At 60.0% G+C, this 12,996-nt stretch carries 11 protein-coding genes; all 11 read right to left on the reverse strand.

Annotated elements, in window-relative coordinates; all coding sequences use genetic code 11:
• Positions 1-10: 10 nt before the first annotated feature.
• Positions 11-1,303 carry an adenylosuccinate synthase gene (locus tag ALO43_RS10475; protein ID WP_024670382.1) on the reverse strand — a complete coding sequence of 431 codons (1,293 nt, stop codon included), beginning with the start codon at positions 1,301-1,303 and terminating at the stop codon, positions 11-13.
• Between the two features lie 54 nt (positions 1,304-1,357).
• Positions 1,358-2,545, reverse strand: coding sequence for an ATP phosphoribosyltransferase regulatory subunit (locus ALO43_RS10480; protein ID WP_005888519.1), 1,188 nt, complete (start codon positions 2,543-2,545; stop codon positions 1,358-1,360).
• A 270-nt stretch (positions 2,546-2,815) separates the two neighbouring features.
• Complete coding sequence (gene hflC, locus ALO43_RS10485; protein WP_005888516.1) at positions 2,816-3,685, reverse strand: protease modulator HflC; 870 nt, start codon at positions 3,683-3,685, stop codon at positions 2,816-2,818.
• Positions 3,685-4,881, reverse strand: coding sequence for an FtsH protease activity modulator HflK (gene hflK, locus ALO43_RS10490; RefSeq protein WP_005888514.1), 1,197 nt, complete (start codon positions 4,879-4,881; stop codon positions 3,685-3,687). Before hflK ends, hflC begins: the two co-directional genes overlap by 1 nt.
• Positions 4,882-4,977: 96 nt before the next feature.
• Entirely contained in the window at positions 4,978-6,279 is a 1,302-nt protein-coding gene (gene hflX, locus ALO43_RS10495; protein ID WP_024690930.1) for a ribosome rescue GTPase HflX, read from the reverse strand.
• Positions 6,280-6,291: 12 nt separating this feature from the next.
• Complete coding sequence (gene hfq / locus ALO43_RS10500) at positions 6,292-6,552, reverse strand: RNA chaperone Hfq (protein ID WP_002551819.1); 261 nt, start codon at positions 6,550-6,552, stop codon at positions 6,292-6,294.
• Between the two features lie 91 nt (positions 6,553-6,643).
• A complete protein-coding gene (gene miaA / locus ALO43_RS10505; RefSeq protein WP_024670383.1) occupies positions 6,644-7,615 on the reverse strand; it encodes a tRNA (adenosine(37)-N6)-dimethylallyltransferase MiaA in 972 nt (323 codons plus the stop codon).
• On the reverse strand, positions 7,616-9,559 hold the full coding sequence (gene mutL / locus ALO43_RS10510) for a DNA mismatch repair endonuclease MutL (protein WP_005888511.1): 1,944 nt from the start codon (positions 9,557-9,559) through the stop codon (positions 7,616-7,618).
• Positions 9,559-10,989 carry an N-acetylmuramoyl-L-alanine amidase gene (locus ALO43_RS10515; RefSeq protein ID WP_199519575.1) on the reverse strand — a complete coding sequence of 477 codons (1,431 nt, stop codon included), beginning with the start codon at positions 10,987-10,989 and terminating at the stop codon, positions 9,559-9,561. Before ALO43_RS10515 ends, mutL begins: the two co-directional genes overlap by 1 nt.
• A 2-nt stretch (positions 10,990-10,991) precedes the next feature.
• Positions 10,992-11,420 (reverse strand): tRNA (adenosine(37)-N6)-threonylcarbamoyltransferase complex ATPase subunit type 1 TsaE, encoded by a 429-nt coding sequence (tsaE, locus tag ALO43_RS10520; RefSeq protein ID WP_268948599.1) that lies wholly within the window; start codon positions 11,418-11,420, stop codon positions 10,992-10,994.
• Between the two features lie 29 nt (positions 11,421-11,449).
• Positions 11,450-12,940 carry a bifunctional ADP-dependent NAD(P)H-hydrate dehydratase/NAD(P)H-hydrate epimerase gene (locus tag ALO43_RS10525; RefSeq protein ID WP_024670386.1) on the reverse strand — a complete coding sequence of 497 codons (1,491 nt, stop codon included), beginning with the start codon at positions 12,938-12,940 and terminating at the stop codon, positions 11,450-11,452.
• Positions 12,941-12,996: the final 56 nt, after the last annotated feature.

Consider the following 12,996-nt stretch of genomic DNA (forward strand, 5'->3'; position numbering starts at 1 on the left):
AAGCGATGAATCAGCCGAATGGATGACGCAGCACGATGGTTTCGTTGCGGTCAGGGCCGGTCGAGATGATATCGATAGGCGCCCCCACAAGCTCTTCGACCCGCTTGATGTAAGCGCGGGCAGCGGCAGGCAGCTCTTCCAGAGTCTTGGCACCCAGCGTCGACTCGCTCCAGCCTGGCATTTGCTCATACACCGGACGCAGGCCCAGATAGCTGTCAGCATCAGTCGGAGCATCAATGACGGCACCGTCTTCGTTCTCGTAACCGATGCAGATGTTGATGGTTTCCAGACCGTCGAGCACGTCCAGCTTGGTCAGGCACAGACCCGAAATGCTGTTGATTTCGATGGCACGACGCAGGATGACGGCATCGAACCAGCCACAACGACGTGCGCGACCGGTGGTGGCGCCGAACTCGTGGCCACGCTTGGCCAGAAACGCACCAACGTCGTCGAACAGCTCGGTCGGAAACGGCCCAGAACCCACACGCGTGGTGTAAGCCTTGGTGATACCCAGAATGTAATCCAGATACATCGGACCGAAACCCGAACCGGTGGCGATGCCGCCAGCAGTGGTGTTGGAGCTGGTGACGTACGGATAGGTGCCGTGGTCGATGTCCAGCAGCGAGCCCTGGGCACCTTCGAACATGATGTCCTTGCCATCGCGACGCATCTCATGCAGCGCAGCAGTGACGTCGAGCATCAGCGGCTTGAGCAGGTCAGCGTATTCCATGCACTCGTCGAGTGTTTTCTGGAAGTCGATGGCAGGCTCTTTGTAGTAATTGACCAGCACAAAGTTGTGATAGTCGAGCAGCTCGCCCAGCTTGGCGGCGAAGCGCTCGCGGTGGAACAGGTCGCCAATGCGCAGTCCGCGACGCGCCACCTTGTCTTCGTAAGCCGGGCCGATACCACGACCGGTGGTGCCGATCTTGAATTCGCCGCGGGCTTTTTCGCGCGCCTGATCCAATGCAACGTGATACGACAGGATCAGCGGGCAGGACGGACTGATGCGCAGGCGCTCGCGCACCGGAATGCCTTTCTCTTCCAGCTTGATGATTTCGCGCAGGAGCGCGTCGGGGGCGACCACCACACCGTTGCCGATCAGGCACTGCACGCCTTCGCGCAGCACACCGGACGGGATCAGGTGCAATACGGTCTTCTCACCGTCGATCACCAGGGTGTGGCCAGCATTGTGGCCACCCTGGTAACGCACTACGGCGGTAGCATGTTCGGTCAGCAGATCAACGATCTTGCCTTTGCCCTCATCACCCCATTGAGTGCCCAGGACTACGACATTCTTACCCATAACACTTGTCCTCATTCACGCAAACTTGGTGCCGGCGGCGGCCGGCAGGGATACTCAAGAAGCCAGCGGCATTACCTGCCAGTGCTCGCCATGCTGAATCAATTGCCGGTCACAGTCGGCTTCGCGCGCCGCACTCACCTGCTGCCCAGGCAATGCCTGAACCACACGCTGACCCTCATTGCGCAACTGGCATACCTGCTGCCAGAGTGCCGCGTCCGTGCTGTCCGGCATCCATATGCCACCGGACGGTAAAACGATTTCTGCCTGCCCCAGAGTTACCAGGGTTTTCAGGTCAGTGGAAAAGCCGGTCGCCGGGCGGGCACGACCGAAGTCGGCGCCGATATCATCGTAACGACCGCCCTGGGCAATCGACTGGCCCACGCCCGGTACGAACACCGCAAAGACCACACCGGTATGGTAGTGGTAGCCGCGCAGTTCGCCGAGATCGAAATACAAAGGCAGCTGCGGGAAGCGCACAGCCAGGCGATCGGCGATAGCCAGCAGGTCATCAAGCGCTGCCAACACAGGTGCAGGGGCCGCCGACAGTCGATCCCGAGCTGCATCAAGCACCTCACGACCACCGCACAGATCAACCAGCGCACGCAGCATCGAAGCCAGCTCTTGCGGCAGATCAGCGGTCAGTGCAACCACTTCGTCGATGGCCTTGCGTTGCAGCGCATCGAACAACTGCTGCTCGACCTCGCCTGACAGACCGGCCGCACGCGCCAGACCACGATAGATACCGACATGCCCGAGGTCCATGTGCACATCCGGCACATCGGCCAGCTGCAGCATGGCCAGCATCAGACTGATGACCTCGACGTCGCTGCTCGGGCTTGCGTCGCCATACAGCTCGGCGCCGAGCTGTATCGGACTGCGAGAGGAGGACAATGCTCGTGGCTGAGCATGCAGAACGCTGCCTGCGTAGCATAGACGGCTAGGGCCTTCACGCTTCAGGGTGTGCGCATCGATGCGTGCAACCTGTGGCGTGATGTCGGCACGAAAGCCCATCTGCCGGCCCGATTGCGGGTCGATGACCTTGAAGGTGCGCAAATCCAGATCCGAACCCGCGCCGGTCAGCAGCGACTCCAGATACTCGATATGCGGGGTGACGACGAACTCATAGCCCCAGCTCTGAAACAGATCCAACACCTGACGGCGCGCTACTTCAATACGTGCCGCTTCCGGTGGCAGTACTTCTTCGATGCCATCTGGTAGCAGCCAGCGGTCAACCGTTGCCATTACGCCTTTCCCCTGTGATCCAGGCGGCCAGCCTACAGGCTGGCCTTGAGTGAAGCAGAGAGTGGCGCGCCGTATGACGGGCACGACAAATGCCCGGGACAGGCCACGCAGACCACTCTCCTCGAAAAACTTTGCCGCTTTCTGAATCAGATGCGGCCAATCAATCGTGCAGACGCAAAAAAGCCGGGAATTTCCCGGCTGCCGCATGATACACACGTTTCACCGTACGTTCACCCCACCAGGCGGTTTTGCCGCCCGGCGGGTGATTGATTACGGCTTGGCTTTTTCCATATAGCGAAAGAATTCGCTGTTCGGATCAAGCACCATCACGTCACTCTTGTTCGCAAAGCTTTCGCGGTAGGCGCGCAGGCTACGGTAAAACGCGTAGAACTCCTGATCCTGACCGTAGGCCTTGGAGTAGATCGCAGCAGCCTGGGCATCACCATCACCACGCGCCTCTTCAGACTCGCGATAGGCTTCTGCCAGCAACACACGGCGCTGACGATCGGCGTCGGCACGGATGCCTTCACCCAGCTCGTTACCCTTGGCACGGTGCTCGCGCGCTTCACGTTCACGCTCGGTACTCATCCGCTCGAAAACGCTGCGATTCACTTCCTTGGGCAGGTCAATGGCCTTGACCCGAACATCGAGCACTTCGATACCCAGCTCTTTTTCAGCCATGCGGTTCAGCGAACCGGTGATATCCGCCATCAGTGCGTCTCGCTCGCCCGACACGACTTCGTGCAGGGTGCGCTTGCCGAACTGGTCGCGCAGGCCGGACTCCAGACGACGCGACAGGCGTTCATCAGCAATCTGCTTGAGGCCGGAAGTCGCGGTGTAGAAACGTTCCGCATCCTTCACGCGCCATTTGGCGTAGGCATCGACCATTACGGCTTTCTTTTCCAGCGTCAGAAAACGCTGGGTAGGCGCATCGAGCGTCAGCAGACGTCCGTCGAACTTGCGCACCTGGTTCACGTAAGGAACCTTCACATGCAGGCCCGGCTGAACGTCAGCCTGGACCACCTTGCCGAACTGCAGCAAAACCGCACGTTCAGTCTGGGACACTATGTAGAAGCTGTTCCAGGCGATGACTGCCAGTACCACACCGACAATAAGGGTGATCAGCGATTTATTGCTCATCAGCGAGTCTCCCTTGTACGTACTTCACCGCGCTGCTGAGCCTCGGTCGCCCGGGCGGCGGCAGCGGCAGCATCGGTATTGGCCTGAGATGGCGTACCCGAACCGGAGCCATGGGCAGTACTGCTGCGACTGCTTTCGATCATCTTGTCGAGCGGGAGGTAAAGCAGATTATTCTGCCCCTTGTCACCGGTCACGAGAACCTTGCTGGTGTTGCTGAAGACTTCCTGCATGGTGTCCAGGTACAGACGCTGGCGGGTTACTTCAGGAGCCTTGCGGTATTCGGCAACCAGCTTGGTAAAGCGATCAGCCTCACCTTTGGCCCGCGAAACCACTTCGTCACGGTAGCCGTTGGCATCTTCGAGAATGCGCTGAGCCTGACCGCGAGCTTCCGGGATAACCCCGTTGGCGTAGCTTTCAGCCTGGTTGCGTGAACGCTGCTCGTCTTCACGGGCGCGGATCACGTCATCAAACGCTTCCTGTACTTCGCGTGGTGCGGCAGCGCTTTGCACGTTCACCTGAGTAACGGTGATGCCGGTGCCGTAGGTATCGAGGAAGCGTTGCAGACGCTCCTTGATTTCGCTGGCCATCAGCTCACGGCCTTCAGTCAGTACCTGATCCATCGCCGTGGAGCCCACGACATGGCGCAGCGCGCTTTCAGTCGCGTGTTGCAGGCTGATTTCAGGCTGATCGACGTTCAGGACGAAGTCCTTCAGGTTGCTGATCTTGTACTGCACGGTCAGTGGCACCTCGACGATGTTCTCGTCTTCGGTGAGCATCTGGCCCTGCTTGCTGTAGGCGCGCTCGCGAGTCACGTTTTCCATGTACTTGCGATCGAACGGCGGGAAGTAGATGTTGAGGCCCGGCCCCACGGTTTCGTGGTATTGACCGAAACGCAGCACGACGGCCTGCTCCTGCTCATCGACAACATAGATAGCGCTGTACAGCCAGAAAGCGACAAGCACGACAAGGCCGATGCCGAGCAGGCCAAAGCCACCGCCCTTGCCCGAACCGCCGCCATTGCCACTGCCGCCATCACTGCCGCGTTTGTTACCGCCGCCGAACAACCCCTTCAGGCTTTCCTGCAGCTTACGGAAGGCCTCGTCGAGATCAGGTGGTCCCTTGCGGTCGCCGCCACGGCGTTTGCCGCCCCAGGGATCTTGATTATTCGAGTTGCCACCCGGCTCATTCCAAGCCATAGCGCTCTCCATCTGATAAAGCAAAGACGCGCCCGCGGCGCGCCGACCAATGCTACAGAATGCCCGCGAAAGCCGTACAACGGCTTTTTCGTGCTTTTATTGCAAAGTGTGTTGCTCGATGAACTCCAGCGGCTGCAATCCTTCGCGACTCACCAGTCGATTGAGTTCAACGCGCGGTATTCGCACCGCCAGCAAGCTGGCACCGTCTTCGTCATGCGACTCGCTCTGCACCGCACCCAGCTCGAAGAACTGGGCGCGCAGCCGGGCAAGGCTTTGCGGCAAGTGAAGCGTACCGACAAACAGGTCGTTGCCAAGCAATTCGGCGATAGCCTGTTTGAGCAGATCCAGCCCGCGACCATCACGCGCCGACACCCAGACACGCTGCGGCTTGCCATCGGCATCGCGTTGTATCTGAGGCTCCACGCCTTCGAGCAGATCGAGTTTGTTATAGACCTCGAGGATCGGCAAGCCCTCGGCACCGATCTCACCGAGCACGGCCATAACCTGCTCGATCTGCGACATGCGGTCAGGCTCGTGCGAGTCGATGACATGCAGGAGCAAATCGGAATTGCTCGACTCTTCAAGGGTCGCGCGAAAGGCTTCTACCAACTTGTGAGGCAGATGGCGAATGAAGCCTACCGTGTCAGCCAGAACGATCGGGCCAAGGTCATCGAGCTGCAGACGACGCAGGGTAGGATCGAGCGTGGCGAACAACTGATCGGCCGCAAACACATCCGAATCGGTCACCGAGTTGAAAAGGGTCGATTTGCCGGCGTTGGTATAACCCACCAGTGAAACCGACGGAATATCCGCACGCCGACGTCCGCGACGCGCCTGATCCCGCTGACTGCGAACTTTCTCAAGACGGCCTTTGATCTGCCGCAGGCGAACCCGCAGAAGACGTCGGTCGGTCTCGAGCTGAGTTTCACCCGGACCACGCAGGCCGATACCGCCCTTTTGCCGCTCAAGGTGAGTCCAGCCGCGCACCAGACGGGTACTCATATGCTCAAGCTGGGCCAGTTCGACCTGCAGCTTGCCTTCGTGAGTACGCGCCCGCTGCGCGAAGATATCGAGGATCAGCCCCGTACGATCAAGCACGCGACACTCGAAAACGCGCTCGAGGTTACGTTCCTGACTGGGCGTGAGGGTGTGATTGAATATCACAAGATCAGCCTGCTCGGCTTTGACCTGGTCGCGAAGCTCCTCGACCTTGCCAGAGCCAATCAGGTATTTGGCCGATGGCCGATGACGCGGCACGTTGATAAACGCAACGGTATCAGCACCAGCCGATATGGCCAGCTCCTGAAACTCCTGCGGATCTTCGCGCGCCTCAGGGTCCTGACCATCCAGGTGAACGAGAATGGCCCGCTCACCACCACTGTGGCGCTCAAAGAACAAGGCAGACTCCTATCAGGCGTTACCTGGCTCGGCGTCCGCGCCGTCAGCATCAGTAGCGCTGGGCAGGCGGATCGGGCGAACCGGTACGACGGTGGAAATAGCGTGTTTGTAGACCATCTGGCTGACCGTGTTCTTCAGCAAAATGACGAACTGGTCGAAAGACTCGATCGTACCCTGCAGCTTGATACCGTTGACCAGATAGATCGATACCCCGACCTTCTCTTTACGCAAGGTATTCAGGTAAGGGTCTTGTAGCGAATGCCCTTTTGACATGTGCCGCACTCCTTTAAGGATCAATAATAATAAATCGAATTCGATTGGCTTGACCGGCCACCCCCCAAGGATAGACGGCTATTGCAGGGACTCAGCTCAATATGGAGACCGATCCCAGGTATTTCAAGGCGCGTGGCAGATTGTCGCTGGCCAGACTGTCCAGCCAGTGCAGATTCTCCCAGCTGCGAAGCCAGGTAAATTGCCGTTTGGCCAGCTGGCGCGTTGCAATGATGCCCCGCTCCTGCATTTCATCCCGCGTCAGCTTTCCGTCCAGATGATCCCAGACCTGGCGATAACCCACTGCTCTTATGGAAGGCAACCCTGAATGCAGGTCGCCTCTCGAGCGCAATGCCAGTACTTCGTCCAGAAACCCCTGATCCAGCATTTGCTCAAAACGTAGCGCGATGCGATGGTGCAGCACCTTGCGATCAGCCGGAGCTATTGCAAGGTTTGCGACAGTATAGGGCAATTGCTGACGCCCTGATGCGGCTGCTTCGGTACTTTGCGCAGTTTGTTGCTCGCGGTGTGCGGTCATGCTCATTCCGCTGACGCGATAAACCTCCAGCGCCCTGATCAGCCGTTGCGGATCGTTAGGGTGAATACGCGCCGCCGACACGGGGTCGACTGCCGCCAGTTGATCATGCAACGACTGCCATCCAAAGGCCTGTGCATCGGCTTCAAGCTGCGCACGAACCTCTGCATCGGCGGCCGGCATATCTGCCAGCCCGTCCAATAGAGCCTTGAAATACAACATAGTGCCGCCGACCAGCAAAGGAATATTTCCGCGTGCGGTAATTTCTGCCATCGCCGCCAGCGCATCGCTGCGAAAGTCAGCTGCAGAGTAGCTTTGTGCCGGGTCGAGAATATCGATAAGGCGATGCGGAAACTCGGCCAATTGCGCTTTGGATGGCTTGGCGGTGCCGATGTCCATGCCGCGATAGACCAGTGCAGAATCGACGCTGATCAGCTCGCAGGGCAGCACTTTGCTGAGTTCGATTGCCAGATCGGTCTTGCCTGCAGCGGTTGGCCCCATGAGAAAGATGGCCGGAGGTAAAGCGTTCATTCATTGACCGCGCAGGAATAATTTATCCAGATCACTCAGGCCCATCTGGGTCCAGGTGGGACGACCGTGGTTGCACTGTCCGCTACGCTCGGTGTTCTCCATGTCACGCAGCAGGCCGTTCATTTCCGGAATGGCCAGACGCCGGTTGGCGCGAATCGCCCCGTGACAGGCCATTGTGCCAAGCAGCTCGTTCATGTGTGCCTGCACCCGGTCGCTGGTGCCGTACTCCATCAGATCGGCCAGCACATCGCTGACCAGCCGATTGGCCTCGGCCTGCTTGAGTAACGCGGGAATCTGGCGGATGGCCAGGGTTTCCGGACCAAGCCGCTGAAGCTCGAAACCCAGGCGCTGGAACGTCGCGATGTGTTCTTCGGCGCAGTCCGCTTCACGCTGGCTGACAGCGAGCGACTCAGGCACCAACAGTGGCTGGCCGCTGAGCCCTTCGTTGGCCATCGCGATTTTCAAACGCTCGTACATGATCCGCTCATGGGCAGCATGCATGTCTACCAGCACCAACCCGTGGGCGTTTTCAGCAAGAATGTAGATGCCTTTGAGCTGCGCCAATGCGTAACCCAGCGGAGGGATATCGCTCGGCGACTCCGGCAATGCCGAAGGGGCGGCGCTGGGCAAGGGCGCAAAAAACTCGCGGTAGGCACTCTGCGCTTCGGCGACCGGCAGCGCTGACGCAGGTCGCGGAGAATACTGGTATTGGTAACCACTGCCGGAACCGCCGCCAGCAGGCCGGGCAAAAGCCTCGCCCTGGGGCTGTTCAAGCACGTTGTTGGCCAGACGCATTTCGCCCTGTGGCCCGAACTCACCTGCGTCAGGACCTGTCGGTTTGGGCTCGGCGGCGACTGGGACGCTGCCGCCCACCTGATTCTCGGGACGCACATCGCCCAAGGCGCGGTGCAGGGTGCCATAAAGGAAGTCATGCACCATGCGCCCGTCGCGGAAGCGCACTTCATGTTTGGTCGGGTGAACGTTGACGTCCACCGCTGCAGGGTCGACTTCAAAGAACAGCACGAAGGTCGGATGACGACCATTGAACAGCACATCGCGATACGCCTGGCGCACCGCATGAGCGACCAGCTTGTCGCGCACTGCGCGGCCATTCACGAAAAAATATTGCAGATCGGCCTGGCTGCGAGAAAACGTCGGCAGCCCTACCCAGCCCCACAGATGCAAGCCATTGCGCTCGATCTCGATAGGCAGCGCCTGCTCGAGAAAGCCCGGCCCGCAGATGGCCGAAACCCGCCGGGCTCTGGCGGTGTCGTCATGCGCCTCGTGCAGGCTGAGCACAGTCTTGCCGTTGTGGCGCAGATGGAAGGCCACGTCGAAACGCGCCAGCGCCATGCGCTTGATGACTTCCTGCAAATGATCGAATTCGGTTTTCTCGGCCTTCAGAAACTTGCGGCGAGCCGGTGTATTGAAAAACAGGTCACGCACTTCCACCGAAGTGCCGACCGGATGCGCCGCAGGCTGCACGCGCGGGGCCATGTCACGGCCTTCGGTTTCAACCTGCCAGGCCTGGTCGGCGTCACGGGTGCGCGAGGTCAGCGTCAACCGCGCAACGGAACTGATCGACGCCAATGCCTCGCCACGAAACCCGAGGCTCATGACGCGCTCGAGGTCTTCCAGATCGCGAATCTTGCTGGTCGCGTGTCGCGCCAGTGCCAGCGGAAGATCATCGGAGGAAATACCTCCGCCATCATCACGCACCTTCAACAGCTTGATGCCAGCCTGCTCGACATCGATATCAATGCGCCGAGCGCCTGAGTCAAGGCTGTTTTCCAGCAGCTCCTTGATCACCGAAGCCGGACGCTCGACCACCTCGCCAGCAGCGATCTGGTTAGCCAGACGCGGACTGAGCAGTTCGATACGCGCAGCGCTCAGGACAGCTTGAGCGCTGGTGGCTTCAGCGCCGTCGAGAAGAAGATCGGTCATTACTGGGCTGCAACCTCAGAGCTCGGAATTCGCAGGTCCTGACCGATTTTCAACTCATCGGTTTTCAGGTTGTTGGCTGTGCGCAGCGTGGCGATGTTCATGTCATAACGCGCTGCGAGCATGGCCAGAGTCTCGCCAGAGCGCACCACGTGATTGCGCGGCCCCTGGGCCAGCTTGCCGTTGTCGCGCAGCCAGGCAATGTAAGTGCCCTGTGGCGGGTTCTGCTGGAAGAACTGTTTCACGCCAGAGGTGATCGAGCGCGCCAGAGCCTGCTGGTGCGACGCAGAACCCAGTTTGTTAGCTTCGTTGGCATTGGAGATGAACCCGGTTTCTACCAGAATCGATGGAATGTCCGGCGACTTGAGCACCATGAAGCCTGCCTGCTCGACACGGGATTTGTGCAGCGAAGTCACTCGGCCAATATTGCTCAATACTTTCTGGCCGACATTCAGGCTCGACGACAGCGACGCGGTCATCGACAAGTCCAGCAACACGCCTGCGAGCATTCGGTCCTTGTCATCGAGGCTGACCGCACCGGCACCACCAATCAGGTCGGAACGGTTTTCACTGTCCGCCAGCCAGCGCGCGGTTTCGGAAGTGGCTCCGCGATCAGACAGGGCGAATACCGACGCACCAAACGCAGCGGAGGAAGGTGCAGCATCGGCGTGAATCGACACGAACAGGTCGGCACCCTTGGCGCGAGCAATCTCGGTACGTTTGCGCAACGGGATAAAGTAATCGCCGGTTCGCGTCAGTTCGGCGCGGTAGCCTTTTTCTGCGTTGACCTGACGCTGCAATTCCTTGGCAATCGACAGCACCACGTTTTTCTCTTTCTGGCCCGCGCCACCCGAGGCGCCCGGGTCTTCACCGCCGTGCCCGGCATCGATCACGATAACGATATCGCGCTTACCGTTAGGCACAGGTGTCAGCTTGATTTCAGGTTTGGCAGGGCTCACCGGAACTGCGGGCGCCGTATTGGCGGCAGTGTCCGGGATCACAGGGGTCGTCGGATTGGCATCTGCGGCGTTGTCGAACAGATCGACCACCAGACGGTTGCCATACTGCTGGTTAGGCGCAAGGGTGAAGCTCTTGGGCGTCACTGCTTTCTTCAGATCGATGACCACCCGCAGGTCGGTCGGCGTACGCTGGGCAGAACGCATGCTGCTGATCGGCGTATTGGCTGTCGGCACATTCAGCGCACCGCCGAGGGTGGCACCATTTATGTCGATCACCAGGCGATCCGGCGAGGTCAGGGTGAATACGCTGTGCTGGACGGGCCCTGTCAGGTCGAACACCAGGCGCGTGTTATCCGGCGCTCGCCATAAGCGGACACTTCGTACTTGCGTAGCGGCAACCGCCTCGACAGCCAGGGCCATCAACAGCAGACCAACTACAGTAACCAGCGCGCGCATGCGCATACCTAACCCCATATCTATTTGAATTCCAAAGCCAAAGTGGCGCACCAGCGTTCACCACGCGAACCCAGCGGGCTCAATATCACGGACCGACCTTCGCCGTGCGCGCCAATGGTAATGGTCAGGTCGGGCTTTGGCAAAAAGCCTGCACCGCGTTGGGGCCATTCAATCAGACAAAGTGCATCGCCGTCGAAGTAATCACGCACACCCATGAACTCAAGTTCTTCGGGATCGACCAGCCGGTACAGATCGAAATGGAAGACCCGGATCTGACCTATTTCATAAGGCTCGACCAGCGTGAAAGTGGGGCTCTTGACAGCCCCTTGATGCCCGAACCCGCGAATCATTCCCCGTGAGAGAGTGGTTTTTCCAGCGCCCAGATCGCCGTCGAGAAAAATCACACCGGTGCCCTCGGTAACGCCTGCGAGGCGCGCACCAAATTGCATCATGGCGTCCTCACCAACCACCTGCAGCTTTAAATCAGACACGGTTGCAGCTCCTCCAATAACTGACGAATGGCGGGAATAATATCGCTGGCAGCCAGCCCTCGGCCGGTTTCACCGAGTTTCTGACCGGCACTGGCGTGCAGCCATACTGCAAGGCAGGCAGCATCGAATGGCGTCAGGTGCTGCGCCATCAACGCGCCGATCAGCCCGGCAAGCACGTCGCCCAGACCTGCGGTAGCCATCGCCGGATGGCCGCGATCACACAACGCCACTTGCCCGCCTGCATCGGCGATCAGGCTGCCGGAGCCCTTGAGGACGCAAACGGTGTTGAATTTACGGGCCAGTGCCCGGACCGCGCCAAGGCGATCCGCTTGAATGTCCTTTATAGCTACACCCAGCAGGCGCGCTGCTTCACCTGGATGCGGCGTGATGACGCTGTTGGCAGGCAGGCTTACCTGCCCTGTCGCCAGCCTGTTCAGCGCGTCGGCGTCCCAGACCTGCGGACGCTCGGCGTTGGCGGCAGCCGACAACAGACTGCGCCCCCAGGCGTCCTGCCCCAGACCCGGTCCTACGACCAGCACACTGGCGGGCTCGATCAGCGCCATCAACTGATTGGCCGAGCTGATCGCCGCACTCATGATTTCCGGCATGCGCGTCAACGCTGCCGGAATGTGTTCGGCGCGCGTCGCGAGGGTGAGCATGCCTGCGCCACTGCGCAGGGCGCTTTCCGCGCTAAGCAGGGCAGCACCACCAAAACCGTGATCGCCACCGATGACCAGCACGCGCCCGAACATTCCCTTGTGCGCAGTGCGCGGCCGTGGCGCCAACAGCGGCAGATTATGTGTATCAAGACGTTTCGCGCTGACCGGAGTTTGCGCGACCAGCTCCGGATCGGCCTGCAAGTCATCAAAAACCAGTTCACCCACCAGGTCTGCCGCCTCACCGGTCAGGAGTCCTGTTTTCAGGCCGATGAAGGTCACCGTAAGATCTGCACGCACCGCAACGCCCAGTGCCTGACCGCTATCAGCGCTCAGCCCTGAAGGAATGTCCACCGCCGCAACTGGCAAACCGCTGGCATTGATTGCTTTGATAGCTGACAGGTAAGGCTCGCGCACCTCGCCATTGAGCCCGGTGCCGAGCAACGCATCCAGCACCACGCCGTCGAGCGGCTGCCCTGCCCACGCCTGGATGCCCACTGCCGAGGCCGCTGCATACGCCGCTGCTGCGTCACCAGTCAGTGCAGCCGGATCACCGACAGCCAGCACGCTGACCTGCCAGCCCGCCTTGTGGGCCAGGGCCGCCACCAGATAACCGTCACCGGCATTGTTGCCACGTCCGGCCAGAACGGTCAGCTGGTTAGCCTGCGGCCAGCGCCGACGCAGCGCGCGCCACGTCGCATGGGCAGCACGCTGCATCAATTCCATGCCTGGCGTGCCAGCGGCAATCAGCCGGGCATCAAGGTCGCGGACCTGCGCCGCACTGTACAGCGCGTCGGGTAAATGAGGTTTAGTGTCGAACATGCGTCTATAGGCTCCGATGTCTGGCAGAATTATACGCACCTTGGCCCCGGTTTCTC

Origin of the sequence: Pseudomonas tremae, assembly GCF_001401155.1 — a bacterium.
Classification (GTDB): domain Bacteria; phylum Pseudomonadota; class Gammaproteobacteria; order Pseudomonadales; family Pseudomonadaceae; genus Aquipseudomonas; species Aquipseudomonas tremae.